This window comes from Streptomyces sp. 7R007 (assembly GCF_054850255.1).
The window spans coordinates 192237-212770 of the sequence record NZ_JBTWMV010000016.1; the positions used below are offsets into that span (position 1 = coordinate 192237).

At 71.5% G+C, this 20534-nt stretch carries 14 protein-coding genes and 1 pseudogene; 9 read left to right on the forward strand and 6 right to left on the reverse strand.

The features are described 5' to 3' along the window. Position 1: 1 nt before the first annotated feature. The 3 genes from ACYF6T_RS22585 to ACYF6T_RS22595 all read right to left on the reverse strand — a co-directional run bounded on the left by ACYF6T_RS22585 (position 2) and on the right by ACYF6T_RS22595 (position 5249). Positions 2 to 3043, reverse strand: a complete 3042-nt coding sequence (locus ACYF6T_RS22585) for an alpha-mannosidase (RefSeq protein WP_461698614.1) — start codon at positions 3041 to 3043, stop codon at positions 2 to 4. Positions 3044 to 3150: 107 nt separating this feature from the next. Further along, complete coding sequence (locus tag ACYF6T_RS22590; protein ID WP_461698615.1) at positions 3151 to 4488, reverse strand: 6-phospho-beta-glucosidase; 1338 nt, start codon at positions 4486 to 4488, stop codon at positions 3151 to 3153. Further along, complete coding sequence (locus tag ACYF6T_RS22595) at positions 4485 to 5249, reverse strand: DeoR/GlpR family DNA-binding transcription regulator (RefSeq protein WP_461698635.1); 765 nt, start codon at positions 5247 to 5249, stop codon at positions 4485 to 4487. Before ACYF6T_RS22595 ends, ACYF6T_RS22590 begins: the two co-directional genes overlap by 4 nt. A gap of 128 nt (positions 5250 to 5377) precedes the next feature. Between ACYF6T_RS22595 and ACYF6T_RS22600 the strand changes: the two genes are divergently transcribed. The 9 genes and pseudogenes from ACYF6T_RS22600 (at position 5378) to ACYF6T_RS22640 (ending at position 17609) form a co-directional block, all read left to right on the forward strand. Continuing rightward, positions 5378 to 6397 (forward strand): carbohydrate kinase family protein, encoded by a 1020-nt coding sequence (locus ACYF6T_RS22600; RefSeq protein WP_461698616.1) that lies wholly within the window; start codon positions 5378 to 5380, stop codon positions 6395 to 6397. A 57-nt stretch (positions 6398 to 6454) separates the two neighbouring features. Beyond that, on the forward strand, positions 6455 to 7741 hold the full coding sequence (locus ACYF6T_RS22605; protein WP_461698617.1) for an ABC transporter substrate-binding protein: 1287 nt from the start codon (positions 6455 to 6457) through the stop codon (positions 7739 to 7741). Next, on the forward strand, positions 7741 to 8697 hold the full coding sequence (locus tag ACYF6T_RS22610; protein ID WP_461698618.1) for a carbohydrate ABC transporter permease: 957 nt from the start codon (positions 7741 to 7743) through the stop codon (positions 8695 to 8697). The genes ACYF6T_RS22605 and ACYF6T_RS22610 overlap by 1 nt, the downstream gene beginning before the upstream one ends. Positions 8698 to 8712: 15 nt before the next feature. Then, the gene (locus ACYF6T_RS22615) at positions 8713 to 9549 is read left to right on the forward strand and encodes a carbohydrate ABC transporter permease (protein ID WP_461698619.1); all 837 of its coding nucleotides are present in this window, start codon (positions 8713 to 8715) and stop codon (positions 9547 to 9549) included. Then, a complete protein-coding gene (locus ACYF6T_RS22620) occupies positions 9546 to 12464 on the forward strand; it encodes a glycoside hydrolase family 2 TIM barrel-domain containing protein (RefSeq protein ID WP_461698620.1) in 2919 nt (972 codons plus the stop codon). The genes ACYF6T_RS22615 and ACYF6T_RS22620 overlap by 4 nt, the downstream gene beginning before the upstream one ends. Positions 12465 to 12508: 44 nt before the next feature. Then, positions 12509 to 14341, forward strand: coding sequence for a LamG-like jellyroll fold domain-containing protein (locus tag ACYF6T_RS22625; RefSeq protein WP_461698621.1), 1833 nt, complete (start codon positions 12509 to 12511; stop codon positions 14339 to 14341). A 28-nt stretch (positions 14342 to 14369) separates the two neighbouring features. Beyond that, entirely contained in the window at positions 14370 to 16040 is a 1671-nt protein-coding gene (locus ACYF6T_RS22630) for a CehA/McbA family metallohydrolase domain-containing protein (protein WP_461698622.1), read from the forward strand. Between the two features lie 32 nt (positions 16041 to 16072). Then, a pseudogene (locus ACYF6T_RS22635) lies at positions 16073 to 16753 on the forward strand (hypothetical protein). A gap of 25 nt (positions 16754 to 16778) precedes the next feature. Next, positions 16779 to 17609, forward strand: a complete 831-nt coding sequence (locus ACYF6T_RS22640) for a PaaX family transcriptional regulator (protein ID WP_461698623.1) — start codon at positions 16779 to 16781, stop codon at positions 17607 to 17609. On the opposite strand, the gene ACYF6T_RS22645 is transcribed toward ACYF6T_RS22640, so the two are convergent. From ACYF6T_RS22645 to ACYF6T_RS22655, 3 genes are read right to left on the reverse strand one after another with little or no spacing between them, the layout of a single operon-like run. After that, positions 17600 to 18055: a MaoC family dehydratase gene (locus ACYF6T_RS22645; RefSeq protein ID WP_461698624.1), complete on the reverse strand. Its 456-nt coding sequence runs from the start codon at positions 18053 to 18055 to the stop codon at positions 17600 to 17602. The genes ACYF6T_RS22640 and ACYF6T_RS22645 overlap by 10 nt on opposite strands. Before the next feature lie 8 nt (positions 18056 to 18063). Next, positions 18064 to 19566 (reverse strand): o-succinylbenzoate--CoA ligase, encoded by a 1503-nt coding sequence (gene menE / locus ACYF6T_RS22650; RefSeq protein ID WP_461698625.1) that lies wholly within the window; start codon positions 19564 to 19566, stop codon positions 18064 to 18066. 10 nt (positions 19567 to 19576) lie between these two features. Further along, positions 19577 to 20452, reverse strand: coding sequence for an amidohydrolase family protein (locus tag ACYF6T_RS22655; protein WP_461698636.1), 876 nt, complete (start codon positions 20450 to 20452; stop codon positions 19577 to 19579). Positions 20453 to 20534: the final 82 nt, after the last annotated feature.

The following is a 20534-nucleotide window of genomic DNA, read 5'->3' on the forward strand; positions in this document are numbered from 1 at the left end:
GTCAGCCCCTGCGCAGCCGGAGGGTCAGGATCTGGAAGGGGCGCAGGGAGAGCGGGACGGTGCCGTCGACGGTCTCCGCGTCCTTGAGGGGCCGTTCCAGCAGGTCGGTGACCTGCGCGCCCGCCAGCGGGAAGCCGGTGCGCAGCACACCCCGGGCCCGGCCGCCGCCCGACTCGTAGAGCCGGACCACGACGTCGCCGGAGGCGTCGTCGGCGAGCTTGACCGCCTCGACGGTCACGCCCTGACCGTCGACCGAGACGACCGGCTCGGGCTCGCCCGCCGCATCGGCCACCCGCAGCGGCAGGTTGAGGGCGTAGCCCTCGGCGACCGCGTCCTCGATGCTCGCGCCGGGCAGCAGCGAGTAGGTGAAGCGGTGGCGGCCCTGGTCGGCGCCGGGGTCCGGGATGCGCGGGGCGCGGACCAGGCTGAGGCGGACCGTGGTGGTCGTACCGCCGTCCTCGCGCACCGTGCGGGAGACGTCGTGGCCGTAGGTCGAGTCGTTGATGACCGCGACGCCGTAGCCGGGTTCGGCGAGGTGCACCCAGCGGTGCCCGGAGACCTCGAAACGGGCGGCCTCCCAGCTGGTGTTGGTGTGCGTCGGACGCTGGATGTGGCCGTAGGCGATCTCCGCGGAGGAGTGCGGGGCGCGGATGTCCACCGGGAAGCCCGCCTTGAGGATCTTCTCGGCCTCGTGCCAGTCGATGTCGGTCTCGAAGTCGATGCGCGGGCTGCCGGCGCGCAGGGTGATGGTCTGGGTGAGGGTCGAGCCCTTGCCGAAGGAGCGCGAGACGCGGATCGAGCCGAGCAGCGGGTCCCGCTCGACGACCTCGATCACGGCGCCCTCCAGGAGGTCCGTGTAGCGGTTCTTGTAGTGCTTGTCGATGTCCCAGGCGTCCCAGTAGTTGGGCAGGTCGGTGTGCAGGCGCAGCAGGTTGCCCTGGCCGGCGAGGACCTCGCGGTCGGCGCGCAGGTCCCGCACCGAGGAGAGCGTGCCGTCCTCGGCGACCTCCACCCGTACCAGGCCGTTGTCCAGGACCAGGCCGTCCACCGTCACCGGCTGCGGGGGCTCGGCGTCCGTCAGCGGCGCGCTGCCGCTCGCGGGCACCTCCACGTAGGCCGGTGCGCCCGCGGCCGTGCGGACCACCTCGGCGCGGTCGTACGGGCTGGTGTTGAACACCCGCGTCCCGCCGCCGCCCAGCGCGGCCACCGCCTCCGCCGTCAGCTCCTCCAGCTCCCGTGCCACGCGGGCGTACTCGGCCTCCGCCTCGCGGTGCACCCAGGCGATCGAGGAGCCCGGCAGGATGTCGTGGAACTGGTGCAGCAGCACCGTCTTCCACAGCCGGTCCAGCCTCTCGTACGGGTAGGCGTAGCCCGGCGCGTGCAGCGCGGCCGTCGTCGCCCACAACTCCGCCTCGCGCAGCTTGTGTTCGCTGCGCCGGTTGCCCTGCTTGGTGCGGGCCTGCGAGGTGTAGGTGGCGCGGTGCAGCTCCAGGTAGAGCTCGCCGACCCACACCGGGGCGTCCGGGTACTCCTCGCGGGCCTTGGCGAAGAAGTCGTCGGGGTGCTCCACGACGACCTTCGGCGAGCCCTCCAAGTCCGCGAGCCGGCGCGCGCGTTCCATGATCTCGCGGGTGGGGCCGCCTCCGCCGTCGCCCCAGCCGAAGGGGGCCAGGGAGCGGGTGGCGCCGCCCTTCTCGGCGTAGTTGCGCACCGCGCGGGACATCTCCTCGCCGCTGAAGCGGGCGTTGTAGGTGTCGATGGGCGGGAAGTGGGTGAAGATGCGGGTGCCGTCGATGCCCTCCCACCAGAAGGTGTGGTGGGGGAAGGTGTTGGTCTGGTTCCAGGAGATCTTCTGGGTGAGGAACCACTCGTTGCCGGCGAGCTTGGCCAGCTGCGGGTAGGCAGCGCTGTAGCCGAAGGAGTCGGGCAGCCAGACGCCCTTGGTCTCGACGCCGAAGTGCTCGATGAAGAACCGCTTGCCGTGGATGAGCTGGCGGGCGACGGCCTCGCCGCCGGGCAGGTTGCCGTCGGCCTCCACCCACATGCCGCCGACCGGCGCCCACTGGCCCTTCTTCACGGACTCCTGGATGCGGGCCCACACCTTGGGGTGGTTGTCGCGCACCCACTCGTACTGCTGGGCCTGCGAGCAGGCGAAGACGAACTCCTCGTACTCGTCGGCGAGCGAGGTGACGTTGGAGAAGGTGCGGGAGGTCTTGCGCTTGGTCTCCCGGATCGGCCACAGCCAGGCCGAGTCGATGTGCGCGTGGCCGACGCCGGAGATGATGTGCGCGCTGGCGTGGGCGGGCTTGGCGAGCACCGGCTTCAGGGCGGCCCGGACCTCGGCGGCCGAGCCGGAGACGTCGTCCAGGTCCAGCAGGTCCAGGGCGCGGTCGAGGGCGTGCAGGATCTCGTGCCGGCGCGGCTCGTGCTCGCCGAGTTCCGCCATCAGCTCGCGCAGCACCTGGAGGTCCAGGTCGAGGTGCCAGACCTCCTCGTCGAGGACGGCGATGTCGGCGCGCCTGAAGACGTACAGCGGCTTGTCGCCGGCCGTCAGCCTGTCGCCCATCGGCGTGGGCCGGGAGAAGCCGTCGGCGAGGATGTCGGGGTTGGAGGCGGCCTCGACCAGGTAGTCGACGCTCTCCCCGCCCGCGGCCGGGTTGGCGATCGGCACGTACTGGTTGAGCGGGTTGACCGCCTTCAGCGGGGTGCCGTCGGTGAGGTGGACCAGGGCCTCGGCCTGGTTGCCGGGCCAGTCGCCGACGAAGCCGAGGTCGATGACGGCCTCGACCCGCCTGCCCGCGAACTCGGCGGGCACCCGTCCGCGCATCCGGAACCAGGTGGTGCCCCACGGCGGCCCCCACGGGGTGTCCATCGCGAAGGGCGTGTACGCGGCGGCCGCGGCCTCCTCGAAGGGGACCGGCTCCCCGGGGGCCTGCCAGGCCTCCACCTCGAAGGGAACGGTGGCCGCGTAGACCGCGGGCTGGATGCGCTGGGTGTGGAGGCGCTCGGCGCGCTCTTCGATCCGGCGGCGTTCGTCGTGCATGGGAAGTCTCCAGAGAAAAGGGCGGAGAGGGGGAGGCCGCGGGCGGCAGGGGTGCGGAGGACGGGGGTGCGGAGGACAGGGGCGGGAAAGCGCTTTCCGTCGGGAGCTTACTTCAGGTAGGCGAGACCGGGATGAACGGCCGTGTAGCCCTCGACCAGCCTGCGGGCCACGTTCACGGAGTCGACCAGCGGATGCAGCGCGAAGGCCTTGACGGCCGTCGTACGGGAGCCGGACTCGGCCGCGGCGAGCACCTCGCGCTCGACGGCCTTGACCGCCGAGACCAGGCCGGTCGCGTGGTCGGGCAGCGGGTCGACGGCGACCGGGTGGGCGCCGTTGGCGTCGACCAGGCAGGGCACCTCGATGACGGCCTCGGCGTCGAGCACCGCGAGGGTGCCGCGGTTGCGGACGTTGAGGATCAGGGTGGTGCGCTCGTCACGGGCGATGGCCCGCATCAGGGCGAGGGCGACCTTCTCGTAGCCGCCGGAGAGGTCGTCGGCGTCGCGCTCGCCGGCGCCGGCGCTCTCCCGGTTCTCCGCCATGTAGGTCGCCTCGCGCTCGGCGCGGGTGCGGTCCCACAGGTCCAGCGCCGACGCCTCGGACCGCTTGACCTCCTCGTAGAAGCGGGCCTGCTGGTCGCGCAGGAAGGCGCCGCGGGTCTTCTCGGCCTGCTGGTAGGCACGGACGGCCTCGCGGTTGAAGTAGTAGTAGTGCAGGTACTCGTTGGGGATCGCGCCCAGCGAGCGCAGCCAGTCGGCGCCGAAGAGCTTGCCCTCCTCGAAGGAGCCGAGCAGGTCCGCGTCGGCGAGCAGGCGGGGCAGCTCGTCGCGGCCGGCCACGCGCAGGCCGCGGACCCAGCCGAGGTGGTTGAGGCCGACGTAGTCGATCCACGCCTGAGCCGGGTTCGCGCCGAGCACCCGGGCGATCCGGCGGCCGAGGCCGACCGGCGAGTCGCAGATGCCGATGACGCGGTCGCCGAGATGGCGGGACATGGCCTCGGTGACCAGGCCGGCGGGGTTGGTGAAGTTGATGACCCAGGCGTCCGGGGCGAGCCGGGCCACCCGCCGGGCGATGTCGACCGCCACGGGGACGGTCCGCAGGCCGTAGGCGATGCCGCCCGCGCCGACCGTCTCCTGGCCGAGCACGCCCTCGGCGAGGGCCACGCGCTCGTCGTTCGCCCTGCCCTCCAGGCCGCCGACCCGGATCGCGGAGAAGACGAAGTCGGCGCCGCGCAGGGCCTCGTCGAGGTCGGTCGTCGCGCTCACCGTGGGGGCGTCCTCGACCCGGGTGGCCTGTTCGGCGAGGACCCGGGTCACCGCGGACAGCCGGCCGGCGTCCAGGTCGTGCAGCACGACCTCGGTGATCCTGCCCTCGCCGCGGTCGCCCAGGAGGGCGCCGTACACGAGCGGCACCCGGAACCCGCCGCCGCCCAGAATCGTCAGCTTCACTCTCGCACCTTTCCTGCCACGACCAGCTCGACGGCCGCCTCCTCCAGGGAGGAGCGGGTCGCCGGGTCGACCGGGGCGTTCGTCACCACCACGTCCAGGTCCTCGGGACCGCAGACCTTCGCCATGCCCGTACCCGGGAACTTGGCGGAGTCGGCGAGCAGGACGACCTTGTCGCTCGCCCTGATCATGGCCCGTTTCACGGGCACCTCGACGACCGTCGTGTCCATCACCTGGCCGCCGGGGCGCACCCCGCTGGTGCCGAGGAAGAGCCAGTCGGCGTGCAGCTGGCGCAGGTTGTCCTCGGTGAGGAAGCCCACGAGGGAACGGTACTCGCGGCGCACCATGCCGCCCAGCAGCACGAGCTCGATGCCCTCGTCGTCGGCGAGTTCCTCGTAGACCACCAGGTTGCTGGTGATCACGGTGAGGCGGCGGCCGTGCAGCCGGCGGGCGAGCCGGAAGGCGGTGGTGCCGATGTCGAGCAGCACCGACTGGCCGTCGGCGACCATGGCCGCCGCCCGCGCGGCTATCGCGTCCTTCTCCGCCACGCGCACCTCGGCGACCTCGGCGAAGGGCTGGTCGCCCTCCTCCACGACGGCGCCGCCGTGGACGCGGGTGAGCAGGCCGTCCTCCTCCAGCTTGACCAGGTCGCGCCGGATGGTGGCGGGGCTCACACCCAGCTGCTCGGAGAGATCGGTCACGGCTGCGGGGCCGCCGGAGCGCAGGGCCCGCAGGATGAGTTGATGTCGTCGTTCTGCCAGCACGACGTGAACACTACTCGTCATCTTCAATCAAATCCATGCTCACTTCTGCTCGGGTATTGACCAATCTCGCAGAGCGGCGCACGATTCCCGTCATCGAAATTGACGTGTTTTGACGAGAGGTCGCACGCGTGGACGACGACAGGCCCGATGTGCTGCTGACCGGGCTGCTCTTCTACGACCTGGTCCTCACCGGTCTCGGCAAGCCGCCGACGCCCGGCGAGGAGATCTGGACGGCCGGCATGGGCTGCGGCCCCGGCGGCATCGCGAACCTCGCGGTGGCCGCGTCCCGCTTCGGTCTCGCCACCTCGCTCGCCACGGTCTTCGGCGACGACTTCTACGGCGAGTACTGCCGGGACGTGCTGGGCGACCAGGAGGACATCGACCTCTCCCTCTCCCGCACCGCCGACGGCTGGCCCACCCCCGTCACCGTCGCGCTCGCTACCGGACACGACCGGGCCCTCGTCACCCACGGCCAGGAGCCGCCGTACTCGCAGGACACGCTGATGGGCGACCCGCCCGAGGCGCGCACCGCTCTCGTGCACCTGGAGGCCGAACCCCGCGCATGGCTCGCCAAGGCCGCCGCCCAGGGCACCCACGTCTACGCCGACGTCGGCTGGGACCCCACCCAGCAGTGGTCCACCGACCTGCTCGACCAGCTGCGGCTGTGCCACGCCTTCCTGCCCAACGAGACCGAGGCGATGGCCTACACCCGCACCGACAGCGCGCGGGCGGCCCTCGGCACGCTCGCCGAGCTCGTCCCGGTGGCCGTGGTCACCCGGGGCGGCGACGGAGCGCTGGCCGTCGACCAGACCACCGGCGAGTACGCCGAGGTCCCCGCCCTCGACGTCGACGTGCTGGACGCGACGGGCGCCGGGGACGTGTTCGGCGCGAGCTTCGTCGCCGCCTCGCTGGGCGGCTGGCCCCTCGAGGAGCGGCTGCGGTTCGCCGTCCTCGCGGCCGGACTGTCCGTCGGCCGGCACGGCGGGGCGCTGGCGGCCCCCGGCTGGTACGGCGTCGACCGGTGGTGGCGTGCCGTGACCGACCCCGGCCTCAAGCGCGCCTACGGCTTCCTGGCGGACCGCCTCCCCGCGGACGTCGGCCCGCCGGTGCACCACGCCCCCGTGACCCCGCCCGCACGGCAGCACTGACCCCCACATGCCCCTCTCATGCGAAGACCCGAAAAGATCCGAAAGGCGGTGGGAGCTGTGCGGCTCTCACGTAGAGGCCTGCTGCGCGCGGGCCTGGCCGGTACGGCCGCCACGGCGCTCGGTGGCCTGACCTCCGGCTGCGCCGTACCGACCGGTTCCACCGGCCGGAACATGGTCCTGTGGTACTGGGACGGCGGCCTCGGCGACACGGTCGTGAAGAAGGCCAGGGCCCGGTACGCGGGCACGGTCGACCTGCAGGCGATCAAGATCGGCGGCTACTACCGGTCCAAGCTGATCACCACGATGGCCGGCCGGGCCCACATCCCCGACATCGCGGGCCTCAAGGGCGAGGACATGGCGTCCTACCTGCCCGACGCGGACCAGTTCGTGGATCTCAGGACGCTGGGGGCGGACAAGTACCGCAGCCAGTACCTGGCGTGGAAGTGGGAACAGGGCATCGCCGACGACGGCACGATGGTCGGCTTCCCGATCGACTGCGGTCCGGTGGCGCACTTCTACCAGTACGAGGTCTTCCGCAAGGCCGGTCTGCCCTACGAACCGGCGGACGTATCCAAGGAGTTGAACACCTGGGAGAAGTTCTTCGACGCGGGTGTGCGGCTGCGGAAGCGCATCCCCGGGACCTCGCTGCTGACCGACGTCAACTCGGTCTTCGAGAACGCGGTGCAGCAGGGCGCCAAGCGGTACGTCGACAAGGACCGCCACTTCATCGGCGACCAGGAGCACGTGCGGCACGCCTGGGCGCTGGCGGTGGAGGCCAAGCGCCGCGGGATCGTCTCCAACCTGGTCAGCGGCACCCCGGACCAGATCTCCGCGGTGGACGACGGCAAGCTGCCCAGCCAGCTCGGCGCCTCCTGGGCGACGTACGACATCAAGAACGGCAACCCCAAGACCAAGGGCAAGTGGCGCATCGCCGACATGCCGGTGCGGCCGTCCAACAACGGCGGTTCGTTCCTGTCGATCACCAAGGCGTGCCGGGAGCCCGAGCAGGCGTTCCAGATCATCAGCTGGATGCTGGACGCGGCCAACCAGGCCTCGGGCTACGTCGACGCCGGCCTCTTCCCCTCCACGCCCGCCTCCTACGGCCTGCGGCAACTGCGCGAACCCGACCCCTTCTTCGGCGGCCAGGTGACGACGGACGTCTTCGGCCCGGCCGCACAGAAGATCGCCGTCGCCTACAACAGCCCGTACGACGTGGCGCTCGGACAGCCCATCAAGGACGAGATCAAGAACGTCGGCGTCCTCGGCAAGAACCCCGACCAGGCCTGGAGGGACGCCATGAGCAAGTGCCGGCGCATCGCGAAGCACCTGGGGGTGAGCGTCTGATGGCCACCGCCCTGGAGAAGCCGCCCGTCCTCGCCGAACAGGCGTCGACCAGCCGCCCGCGTTCGGGACTGCGCAGGTACTGGCACCTGTACGCCGCGATCTCCCCGTTCTATCTGCTCTTCCTCGCCTTCGGTCTGGTCCCCGTCGGCTTCTCGCTCTACCTGTCCTTCCACCGCTGGGACGGCCTCGGCTCGATGGAGTGGGCGGGCCTGTCGCAGTACCGGTACCTGCTCGGCGACAGCGACTTCTGGAGCTCGATCGGCAACACGCTCGTCATCTGGGCGCTGGCGACCTTCCCCATGATCTTCCTGGCGATGGTCACGGCCGTGATGCTCAACTCGGCGGTGCGGTTCAAGAACGTCTACCGCTTCGCCTACTTCCTGCCCAACGTCACCTCCGTCGTCGCCATCGCGATCGTCTTCGGCTCGGTCTTCTCCACCAACTTCGGCCTGGTCAACGCCCTGTTGCAGGCGGTGGGCCTGGACCAGGTGGCGTGGCTGAACACGCCGTGGGGCATCAAGGTCGCCATCGCGACCCTGATGACCTGGCAGTGGACGGGCTACAACGCGATCATCTTCCTCGCCGGTCTGCAGACCATCCCGAGCGAGCTGTACGAGGCGGCCCGGGTGGACGGCGCCAACCCCGTGCAGACGTTCTTCCGGATCACGCTGCCGCTGCTGCGCCCGACCCTGCTGTTCGTGCTGGTGGTCTCGACGGTCACCGGTCTGCAGAGCTTCACCGAGGCGCAGGTGCTGCTGCAGAACACCTCGAACGACTCGACGTTCTCCGGCGGCCCGGGCCACGCGGGCCGGACGATGGTCCTCTACTTCTTCCAGCAGACCTTCGACAACAACGACTTCGGCTACGGCGCCGCCGTGGCGTGGGGGATCTTCCTCGTCGTCGTCATCTTCTCGATCATCAACTGGCGCCTGGTGCAGCGCCGGGGCGAAGACTAGAAAGGCCCGAACGCCATGGCATCCATCAAGGGAACCCGCGGCCGGGGCATCGCGCTGCACGCCGTCCTCGTCGTCGGACTGCTGCTGTCGGCCTTCCCGTTCTACTGGGCCGTCATCATGTCGACGCACACGACGACCGAGATCTTCTCCTACCCGCCGAAGCTGCTGCCCGGCTCGCACTTCCTGCAGAACGTCCGCGCCCTGTTCGACAACATCGACTTCTTCGGCTCGATGCTCAACTCGCTGCTGGTGGCGGGCTCGGTGACCTTCCTGGTCCTGTTCTTCGACTCGCTGGCCGCGTTCGTCTTCGCCAAGTTCGACTTCCCGGGCCGCCGGCTGCTGTTCGGCCTGCTGATGCTGATCTTCATGGTGCCGACGCAGCTGGCGATCATCCCGCAGTTCGTGATGATGGCGAAGATCGGCTGGATCGGCTCGATGACGGCACTGATCGTGCCGGCGGCGGCCAACGCCTTCGGCATCTTCTGGATGCGCCAGTACATGCGCAGTGCCATCCACGACGAACTCCTCGACGCCTCCCGCATCGACGGCGCGAACTTCCTGCGCCAGTACTGGCACGTGGCCCTGCCGGTGGTCCGCCCCGGTCTGGCCTTCCTCGGCATCTTCACCTTCATGGGCCAGTGGAACGACTACGCCTGGCCCCTGATCGCCCTCACCAACCCCGACAACGTCACCCTCCAGGTGGCCCTCTCCCAGCTCAACGGCACCCACGGCACCACCGACTACGGAATGGTCATGACCGGCGCACTCCTCGCCCTCGTCCCGCTGCTGATCGTCTTCGCGATCGGCGCCAAGCAGATCATCGGCGACCTCGGCAAGGGAGCCATCCGTTGACGGACCCGCTCGTGGCGCTGCGCCCCTGGGAGGCACCCGAGGTGACCTCCTGGGGGCGGCTGCCGATGAACGCCGTCGACCGGCGCACCGGAGCCCTCTGCCTGGACGGCGACTGGCACTTCCAGTTGCTGCCCGCTCCGCACGTGCCGGTCGGCGATGCGTGGTCGTCGTCGTACGTCCCCGGGGTGTGGACCCTGCAGGGCACGGACGACCTGCCCCAGTACACCAACGTCCGCATGCCCTTCCCCGACTTCCCGCCGCACTCCCCCGCCGCCAACCCGACGGGGGTGTACGAACGTGCGGTGGACGTGCCCGCCGAGTGGGCCGGGCGGCGGATCGTGCTGCAGGTCGGGGCCGCCGAGAGCGTGCTGCTGGTGCACGTGGACGGGCGGCCCGTCGGCGTCTCCAAGGACTCCCACCTGGCCGCCGAGTTCGACCTCGGCGAGGTCGTGCGGCCCGGCGAGCGGTCCGTCGTACGGCTCACCGTCGTCAAGTGGTCCGACGCCTCGCACATCGAGGACCAGGACCAGTGGTGGCACGGCGGTGTGACCCGGTCGGTGCTGCTGTACGCCACCGACCCGCTGCACCTGGCCGACGTGACCGTGCGGGCCGCGTACGACGGTGAGCTGCGCGTCGACTGCCGCGTGCGCGACGCGCGCGGCGCGCTGCCCGCCGGCTGGTACGTCAGCGGCGAGCTGGACGGTGAACTCCTCACGCAGGACCCGGAGTTCGACCGGGTCAACGCCGAGGACGACCGGGTCTCCGACTTCCTGGGCGAGGCCCGCATCCACGCCACCGTCCCCGAGGTGCGCACCTGGAACGCCGAGACGCCGGAGCTGTACGACCTCACCGTCCGGCTGCACCGCGCCGACGGCACGGTCGCCGACACCTCCCGTCACCGCGTCGGCTTCCGCGACGTCGAGATCGTCGGGCGGGACCTCCTCGTCAACGGCGAGCGGGTGTTCATCCGGGGCGTGAACCGGCACGACTTCCACCCGCTGACCGGCCGGACGCCGTCGTACGCGGACCTGCGCGCGGACCTGGTCCTGCTCAAGCGCTTCGGCTTCAACGCGATCCGCACCTCCCACTACCCGAACGACCCGGCGCTGTACGACCTCGCCGACGAACTCGGCTTCTACGTCGTCGACGAGGCGGACATCGAGTCGCACGACCACGCGCACGAGATCGCCGACGACCCGCGCTACCTGGGCGCCTTCGTGGACCGTGTCGCGCGGATGGTGCTGCGGGACAAGAACCACCCCTCGGTCATCATCTGGTCGCTGGGCAACGAGTCGGACTACGGCGCGAACCACGACGCGGCGGCCGGCTGGGTGCGGCGCCACGATCCGACCCGGCCCCTCCAGTACGAGGGGGCCGCCAAGCTCGACTGGGCGGCCACCGACGACTGCTCCGACATCGCCTGCCCCATGTACGCCCCGCTGGAGGACTGCGTCGCCCACGCCCTGTCGGGCCGGCAGACCAGGCCCCTCATCCAGTGCGAGTACTCCCACGCGATGGGCAACAGCAACGGCACGCTGGCGGACCATTGGGCGGCCATCGAGTCCACGCCGGGTCTTCAGGGCGGGTTCATCTGGGAGTTCTGGGACCACGGGATTCTGCAACGCGTGAGCGATGGCAGACCGGCCGGGCGCGCGGGCGCCGGGCTGTATGACAACGGTGTCGCCGCGCCCGGCCACCGCTGGGCGTACGGCGGCGACTTCGGCGAGGCGATCCACGACGGCGCGTTCATCGCCGACGGGGTCGTCTTCCCCGACCGCACCCCGAAGCCCGCGATGTTCGAACACCGGGAGATCGCCGCGCCGCTGCGCATCGAGTGCTTCCGGCACGAGGGCATCGTGCTCGGCAACCACCAGCACTTCCGCGGCCTGGACTGGCTGTCCGGCACCTGGGAGCTGGCCCTGGCCGACGGCACGACCCTGACCGCCCCGGCCGAACTGCCCGCGCTGCGCCCCGGCGAGACGGCCGCGGTGCCGCTGCCCTTCGAGGTGCCCCGCGACGGCGGAGAGGCCTGGCTGACGCTGCGGGTGAGCGTGGCCGAGGACCAGCCGTGGGCGCCGCGCGGCACCGAGGTGTGCGTGCCGCAGGTGCGGCTGCGCGGACCCGCACCGGCCGCCGAGAGCGCCGTGGACGGGACGGTCGAGGTCGACGACGAGGGCCTGCTCGTCCACCCGCTGCTGGCGTCCGCCCCCACGCTGTCCCTGTGGCGGGCGCCCACCGACAACGACGAGCTGGGCGGCATGGCGCCGCGCTGGCGGAGGTGGGGGCTGGACGCCCTGGTGCGCACGGTCGTGTCGGTCCGGCGCGAGGGCGGCCGGGTGACCGTGGACGCCGAGTACGCCGGCACCGTCGGCGTCGTCCGGCACCGGCAGGTGTGCACACCGGTCGCGGGCGGGGTGCGGATCGACGAGGAGGCCGAGCTGCCCGCCGAGCTGGACGACGTGGCCCGGGTCGGGTCGGTGTTCGAGACGACGCCGGGGCTGGAGCTGCTGGAGTGGTTCGGGCAGGGCCCCTGGGAGTCGTATCCCGACCGCGCCGCGGGCGCTGCCGTCGGCCACCACCGCATGCGCGTCGACGACCTGTTCACCCCTTATCTGCGTCCGCAGGAGAGCGGCGGCCGGCACGGTGTACGGCGCTTCACGCTCTCCGCGCCGGACGCGACCGGCCTCGCGGTCGTGCTGGACGAACCGCGCCAGGTCTGCGTCGGCCGCCACCGCGCCGAGGACCTGACGGCGGCCTCGCACCACGACGAACTGGTGCCGCGTCCGGGGTGCGTGGTGCACGTCGACGCGGCGCACCGGGGCCTGGGCACGGCGTCGTGCGGCCCCGACACCTTCCCCGAGTACCGCGTCGCGGCGGGCGTCCACCGCTGGAGCTGGACCCTGCGCGCTCTGTAACCCCCCGCGTCCTTCCCGCTTCCGCAACCTCTCACGGAGCACACGTGTGTACGTCGCATGACCACCATCAGGGCGAGGCCGCGCAGGCCGGTGCCGGCAGACGCGGTTTCCTGAGGGCCACGGCGCTGCTCGGCGCCGCGGCCACGGCCGGGGTGACGCTGCCCGGCGTCGCCGAGGCGGCCGCGGAGGGCGTCCGGCGGCCCGACACCGAGAGCCGCCGCTTCACCCTCGCGGTGATGCCCGACACTCAGTACCTCTTCGACGGCCCCAGCATCGACCCGGCGCCCGTCGAGGCGTCCCTGCGTTACCTGCTGGAGCACGGCGGCGCGTCCGCCGACAACATCGTCTTCCTCTCCCACCTGGGCGACCTCACGCAGAACGGCGCCGAGGAGGAGTTCGCCGCGATCAGCAAGGCGTTCGGACTGCTGGACCGGCGGGGCGTCGGCTACAGCGTGCTGGCCGGCAACCACGACGTGAAGGCCTCCACCGACGACCAGCGCGGCCCGACACCGTACCTGGACGCCTTCGGGCCGCAGCGGTTCAACGGCCGGCCGGCCTTCGGCGGGGCCTCCGCCGACGGCTACCACACCTACCACCTCTTCCGGGCGGCCGGGCGCGAGTGGCTGGTGCTCGCGCTGGACTGGCGGCTGTCGGCGCAGGGGTACGCCTGGGCGAAGGACGTCCTCGCCCGGCACTCGAGGACGCCGGTCATCCTCACCACGCACGAACTCGTGGTCGCGGACGACCAGTTGTCCGCCTACGGGCAGCAGCTGTGGGACCGGCTGATCGCCGACCACGACCAGATCTTCCTCACCCTCAACGGCCACTACTGGCCGGCGGGCCGGGCCGTCCGCAAGAACGCGGCAGGCCACGACGTCCACCTGCATCTGACGAACTACCAGAACCGCTACTTCGGCGGCGCGGCCATGATCCGCCTCTACCACTTCGACCTGGACCGCGACGTCATCGACGTGGAAACGGTCTCGCCGTGGATCCTCGGCCGGGCCGCCAAGGGCCTGAACGAGCTGGAGCGGCAGGAGATGGAGCTCAGCGGCGACACCGACCGCTTCTCCGTCGAGATCGACTTCGCGGACCGCTTCTCCGGCTTCGCCCCGGTGCCGGCCCGCCCGGCCCGGCCTGCCTCGCGGATGCTGGTGCGCGGCACGGCCGCCTACTGGCGCTTCGAGTCGCCCGTCTCCGGCACGGTGCGCGACCTGTCCGGGCAGGGCAACGACCTCACGGTGGTCCCGGTGGGCGGCGGCGCGCTCGGCTGGTCGGCGGACCACCACCCGGACCAACCGGGCCACGGCAGCCTGGAGTTCACGGGCCACAAGTCCCCGCTGAAGGGCGCGTACCTGCAGACGGTCGACGAGGCCCCGCTCAACTCGGCCACCTTCGAGGACGGTTACACCATCGAGGCGTTCTTCCGGCTGCCCGCCGACTGGGACCCCGACCACAACGCCTGGGCGGGCCTCGTCAGCCGCCGGGGCACGGGCGGCGCCGCCGGGAAGACCGCCGACGACCCCGACGAGCCGGTGGCCACGCTGTCGCTGTCCGACGACCGCGAGCCGCAGTGGGCGATGCGCCCGCTCAACCAGGAGGGCATCGCCACCAACTGGGGCCAGGAGACCCCGCTGGAGACCTGGCGCCACCTGGCCGTCGTCAACGACGGCACGCACACGACCCTGTACGTCGAGGGCTGCCCGGTCGTCCGCAACCCGAAGGCCGCCACGGTCGGCATCACCTCCGTCGGACTGCCGTGGCTGCTCGGCGGCTACACCTACGCCGACAAGATCGACCAGATCCTGTACGGCCGCCTCGGTGACGTCCGTATCGTCTCCCGGGCGCTGCCCGTCACCTCCTTCATGACCCACTGACGCCCTCCCAGAGGACCTTGAATAGATCATGACCGAGCAGCAGCTGCCCGTCTGGGCCGACCCCTCCGTCTCCCCCGCCCATCTCGACGCACAGGGCGTGTCGAGACGCCATCTCCTGCGCCGTGCGGGCCTCTTCGGGGCCGCCTTCGCCCTCGGATCGGCGGCGGCCCCCGCACTGGCCGCCACCGACCGGGGCTTCGGCGGCAACGACCCGCGCCTGGCCTACCTGGTCGGCGACCACCACGTGCACTCCGTCTACAGCCACGACGCCAAGTACACGTTCTCCCAGCAGGCCCGGGCCGCCGCGCAGTACGGCCTGGACTGGATGGTGTTCAACGAGCACTCCAACTTCGGGCACGCCTACCACGGCGCGAAGCTGGAGCACGCCGAGATCCTCAGGGCCCGCGCGGAGAACCCGCGTCAGCTGATCTTCCAGGGCCTGGAGTGGTACATCCCGGCCGCCGAGCACGGCACGGTGTTCGCGGCCCCCGGCCCGCACGAGACCGACCTGCTCACGCGGTTCGAGCTCGCCTACGACGGCAAGCTGCTCGGCTACACCGAGGGCTCCGCGGGCGCGGCCGACACCGCCCGCAACGAGGCGCACGCGGTGCAGGCGATCAAGTGGCTGGCCGAGCAGCGCCGTTCGGGCTACGTCGACGACGTGCTCGTACTCGCCAACCACCCCCTGCGCCTGGGGATCGACTCCCCGCACGAGATGCGCGACTGGCGGGACGCGGCGCCCGAGATCATGATCGGCATGGAGGGCGCGCCGGGCGCCCAAGGGGCGGCGATCCCCGGCTGGAGCGGAGCCACCTCCATCCGCGGCGAGTACGAGAACAAGCCGTCGGCGCAGTCGTACGCGGGCTACCCGGCGGACGCCTACCTCACCTACGGCGGTTTCGACTGGGCGACGGCCACGGTCGGCGGGCTGTGGGACGCGATGCTGTCGGAGGGCCGGCTGTTCACCATCACCACCAACTCCGACAACCACCGCACGGTCTTCGACACCTGGAAGAACGGTGACTGGCCGGCCGGGCAGAACTTCGACAACACCGGCAGGCTGCCCGATCCGGTGAACACCGACACCCCGCAGCCCGGCAGCGACTTCTGGCCCGGCGAGTTCAGCCGCACCCACGTCGGCGTGACCCGCTACGGCTACCGCGCCGTGATGGCGGGCCTGCGCGCCGGCCGGGTCTGGCTGGACCACGGGCACCTGCTGGACGGCCTCGACGTGCGGTTGAAGCGGGACTGCGACCCCGGGGCCGGTGTGACGCTGGGCGGCCGGCTGCGGGTCCGCAAGGGCGAGAAGATCACCCTGTACGTCACCGTCACGACCGCCTCCCGGCCCAACCCGCAGGGCATCCTGCCCCGGTTGGCCCACGTGGACGTCATCCGGGGCGCGGTGCGCGGGCCGGTGGCCGACCGGGACGACTGGCGGGCGCCGGACACCAGGGTCGTGCAGACGAAGGACGTCTCGGGCCGCAAGGGGACGTACACCCTGCGCATCCCGCTGACCGCCGGGGACGAGTCCTTCTACGTCCGGCTGCGCGGCAGCGACGGCAACCGCCATGGTGCGGGATACCTGGGCGCCGCCGTCGACCCGAACGGGCCGGTTCCGCACGAGCCCGGCAACGGTGACCCGTGGGCGGACACGTGGTTCTATTCCAACCCCGTCTTCGTCGACGTGGCAGGTGCCTGATGAAGCGTCATCTCGTCGCCCTGGCTGCCTGATTGAGTACCGCCGCGGTGGGCGCGGGCCCGGCCTCGGCCACCGGCGCACCGCAGTGGGCCGAGGCGGGCACGGCGTACACCGGCACGGGGCGGGCAGGGGCTCGCCTCCCGGGCGGACGGCTCGCTGCTGTACCGGGGCCTGGCGGACATCCCGCTCGCCTCCCGGCTCCAGGGCTGGAACCACGTCGGCGATCCGGACATCGCGCACGGCTGCACCTTCGACGTCCGCCAGGGCGCCGACACGGCCACGTCGAAGATGTTCGCGGTCACCACGCCGGCCGGGAAGCGGTACACGTACGTGCACCCGCTCGACCCGGGCGAGAAGGTCACCAGCTCCTTCGCCGCCGTCTCACCGGACGGGCAGTGGCCGGGGTCGGGCGAGTGGACGGTGCCGGAGGCCGGGCGGATCACCTGGACAGGCCGGTGCGCGACATCCAGGGCTGCGACTTCGTGACGGACACCCGCCTGGTGTGCGCCTCGGACGGCGCCTCCGGGACGCTGTTCCCCGAGAGCCGGCCCCTCCTCCAGGTCGACCTCCCGCACCAGCCGGACGGCGGGCCGGTCACCGGCACGGTCGCCGCCCTGTCCGCCCTGCCGCAGCGCAGCCCGTGCACCGACGGCACCCTGCGGGCGGAGGTCGTCGCGCCGGGCGTGTGCGCGGACCGCCAGGTCACGAACTGATCCCCCGGGTCGTACCGTGGGCCGCATGACAGGTGAGGAGTCATTGCGGCCCCAGTCGCTGATGCTGACGTTCCTGGGCGAGCAGGTGCTCGGGCGGGACGTGTGCGTGTACTCGGGCAGTGTCATCGACGTCTTCGCGCGCGCCGGCGTCGGCGAGCAGGCGACCCGGTCCACGCTGACCCGGATGGTGGGCCGCGGGCTATTGCGCCGCCAACGGGAGGGCCGCCGGATGTACTTCGGGCTGACCGAGCGCTCGACGGCCGTGCTGCGGGACGGCGAGCACCGCATCTGGCGGACCGGCGCCGTCAACCGCGACTGGGACGGCACCTGGACGCTGCTCGGCTTCTCCCTCCCCGAGTCCTGGCAGCGCCAGCGCCACGACCTGCGCTCCCAGCTGACCTGGAGCGGCTTCGGGCCCCTGTTCAGCGGGCTGTGGATCGCGCCGGGCGAGGTCGACGTGTCGTCCCTGGTCGCCGAACTGGGCCTCTCCGCCCACGTGAAGGTCTTCCGCGCGCACGCCGACGCCGGGACGGACATCGGCGCGATGATCGAGGAGACCTGGGAGCTGTCCGAACTCGCCGCCCTGTACGAGGAGTTCGCCGACCGCTGGCAGCCCTGGGAGACGGCGACCGCCACCCCGGAGGACGCCCTCGCCCACCGCCTCGTCCTCCAGACCCAGTGGCTCGGCCTCATCCGCAGGGACCCCCGCCTCCCCCTCAAACACCTCCCCGACGACTGGCCGGCGGAACAGGCGGAGAAGACGTTCCACCGGGTCCACGACCACCTCACCCCGGCTGCCCGGGAGGCCGCGGAACGCCTTCTCGACCTGGTGCCGGTCCGCGTCGATCAGGCGTAGAACCGCGACAGGCTCTGCAGGACCGCGGCCGGCTTCGTGCCGTTCTCCACCTCGATCGTGCCGTCGACCGTGATCTGGACGCCGCCCGGGACGTCCTCGACCTCCGCGAGCCTGCCGGTCAGCCGGATGCGGGAGCCGACCTTCACCGGGGAGGGGAAACGGACCTTGTTCAGGCCGTAGTTGACCTTCGTGGTGACGCCCTGGACGTCGAGGAGTCCGGTGAACAGGGGGATGAAGAGGGAGAGGGTGAGGTAGCCGTGGGCGATGGGGGCGCCGAAGGGGCCGGCCGCGGCCTTCTCCGGGTCCACGTGGATCCACTGGTGGTCGCCCGTGGCGTCGGCGAACGTGTCGATGCGCTCCTGCGTGACCTCGATCCACTCGCTGGTGCCCAGGTCGCTGCCGGCCAGCTTCTTCAGTTCGTCGAGGCCGTTGACGGTGATGCTCATGGGGTTCCTTAGCTGTTGCCGTACCGGTTGCGGACACGGGACTTGAGGAGTTTTCCGGAGGCGGTGCGCGGCAGCGCGTCCGCGAGCACCACCGACTTGGGGATCTTGTACTTGGCGAGACGGCCGGACAGGGAGGCCAGCACCTCCCCGGGGTCGAGCGAGGCGCCCTCCCGGGGCACCACGACCGCCCGCGGCACCTCGCCCCACTTCTCGTCCGGCACGCCGATGACCGCGCACTCGACGATGTCGGGGTGGGACAGCAGCAGGTCCTCGATCTCGGCGGGGTAGATGTTCTCGCCCCCGGAGATGATCATGTCCTTGATGCGGTCGACGATGGAGACGTACCCGTCCTCGTCGACCCGGGCCGCGTCCCCCGTGCGGAACCAGCCGTCCGCGAAGGCCGCCGCCGTCTCCTCCGGCAGCCCCCAGTACCCCGGCATGACGTGCGGCCCGCGGACCATCACCTCGCCGGTCTCGCCGACGTCTACCGGGGTCAGGTCGGGCCGGACCACCCGCACGTCGCTGAAGAAGTGCGGCACGCCCGCGGAACCGGCCTTGCTCACCGCGTGCTCGGCGTCCAGGAACAGGGTGCCGGGGGACGCCTCGGTCATGCCGTAGCCCTGCAGGAAGGTCAGGCCCCGTTCCTGGTAGGCGGCGATCAGCGGGGTCGGCACCGGTGAGCCGCCGCAGGTCAGGATGCGCAGGGAGGACAGGTCCGCGTCCGGCCAGCGCGGGTGCCGGGCGACCTGCTCGAACATCGTCGGCACCCCGAACATGAAGGTGATCCGGTGCTCCTCGATCAGGTCGAAGGTGGCGTTCGGCTCGAAGGCCTCGACCAGCACGCACAGGCCGCCCTTGAGCAGCACCGGCAGCGTCAGCATGTTCAGGCCCGCCGTGTGGAACAGCGGCGCGGAGACCAGGGCGCGTTCGTCGGCGATCAGGTCGGTGTCGACCAGGACGTTGACCGCGTTCCAGGTCAGGTTGCCATGGGTGAGCATGGCGCCCTTGGGGCGGCCCGTCGTGCCCGAGGTGTACATGATGACGCAGGTGTCGTCGGGGGCGACCGGCTGGTCGATCGGCTCGTCCGGAGCGCCGGCCACCGCCGCCTCGTACTCCGGACCGACCTCGACGTACGTGCGCACGTCCGTGTCGCCCGGCAGCCCGGCGACCAGTCCCGCGTGGGAGGGGCCGTAGACGAGCGCCTTGGCGCCCGAGTCGGCGAGCTGGTAGGCGATCTCCGGGCCCGCGAGGCGGGTGTTGAGCGGGACGAACACCGCGCCGAGCGTGCCGGCCGCGAACAGCGTCTCCAGGTAGGAGGGGTGGTTGGGGCCGAGGTAGGCGATGCGGTCGCCGCGCCGGATTCCGCTCGCGCGCAGGGCGTGGGCGAGGCGGGTGGTGCGGTCGTACAGCTGGGCGTACGTGCGTGAGGTGCCGCCGTGGACCAGGGCGGTGCGGTGCGGGGTCTTGCGGGCCCGGCGAGCGGGCCACGACCCCAGTCCCTCGTTGCGCATCCACGGCCCCCTACGGTTTGGTGAGCCCGAGCAGACGGGCGGCGTTCTCCTTGAGGATCCTCGGCCTCACCTCGTCCTTGATCGACAGCTTCTCGAAGTCGGCCAGCCAGCGGTCGGGGGTGAGGACGGGGAAGTCGGAGCCGAAGAGGACCTTGTCCTTCAGCAGCGTGTTGGCGTACTGCACGAGCTGCGGCGGGAAGTACTTCGGCGACCAGCCGGACAGGTCGATGTGCACGCCCGGCTTGTGGGTGGCGACGGCGAGGGCCTCGTCCTGCCAGGGGAAGGACGGGTGCGCCAGGATGATCTTCAGGTGCGGGAAGTCCGCGGCGACGTCGTCGACGTGCAGGGGGTTGGAGTACTTCAGGCGGATGCCGCCCCCGCCGGGGACGCCGGCGCCGATGCCCGTCTGGCCGGTGTGGAAGAGGGCGATGGTGCCCGTCTCCTCGATCACCTCGTACAGCTCGTACGCCACCGAGCGGTCGTTGGGGAAGAAGCCCTGGATGCTGGGGTGGAACTTGAAGCCCCTCACCCCGTACTCCTCGACCAGGCGGCGGGCCTGCCTGACGCCCGCCCTGCCGCGGAAGGGGTCGATGGAGGCGAAGGGGATGAGGACGTCCGCGTTGGCGGCGGCCGCCTCGGCGACCTCCTCGTTCGGGACGGGCGCGGTGCCGGTCGCGGACTCGGCGTCCACCGTGAAGATCACGGCGGCCATCCTCCGCTCCCGGTAGTACGCGGCCGTCTCCTCAAGGGTCGGCTTCCGCTTGCCCTCCACCTTGAAGTAGGCGGAGGAGGCGTCGTGCAGGTCGTCGTCGAGCGAGGAGTGGCCCTTGGAGGAGACCTCCGCGTGGGTGTGTACGTCGATGGCGACCAGGTCGTCCACGTTCATCGAGGGGGACATCACGCCTCCGGGAACTTCGGCGCCGGGATGCCGACCGTCTGGAGCTCGGCGCCGACCGACGTCGGGAACG

Excerpts from the sequence above, each read along its gene's own strand:
- ACYF6T_RS22585 (WP_461698614.1), bottom strand. The coding sequence starts at position 3,043 with ATGCACGACGAACGCCGCCGGATCGAAGAGCGCGCCGAGCGCCTCCAC.
- ACYF6T_RS22610 (WP_461698618.1), top strand. The coding sequence starts at position 7,741 with ATGGCCACCGCCCTGGAGAAGCCGCCCGTCCTCGCCGAACAGGCGTCG.
- ACYF6T_RS22615 (WP_461698619.1), top strand. The coding sequence starts at position 8,713 with ATGGCATCCATCAAGGGAACCCGCGGCCGGGGCATCGCGCTGCACGCC.
- ACYF6T_RS22630 (WP_461698622.1), top strand. The coding sequence starts at position 14,370 with ATGACCGAGCAGCAGCTGCCCGTCTGGGCCGACCCCTCCGTCTCCCCC.
- ACYF6T_RS22640 (WP_461698623.1), top strand. The coding sequence starts at position 16,779 with ATGACAGGTGAGGAGTCATTGCGGCCCCAGTCGCTGATGCTGACGTTC.
- ACYF6T_RS22645 (WP_461698624.1), bottom strand. The coding sequence starts at position 18,055 with ATGAGCATCACCGTCAACGGCCTCGACGAACTGAAGAAGCTGGCCGGC.
- menE (WP_461698625.1), bottom strand. The coding sequence starts at position 19,566 with ATGCGCAACGAGGGACTGGGGTCGTGGCCCGCTCGCCGGGCCCGCAAG.
- ACYF6T_RS22655 (WP_461698636.1), bottom strand. The coding sequence starts at position 20,452 with ATGAACGTGGACGACCTGGTCGCCATCGACGTACACACCCACGCGGAG.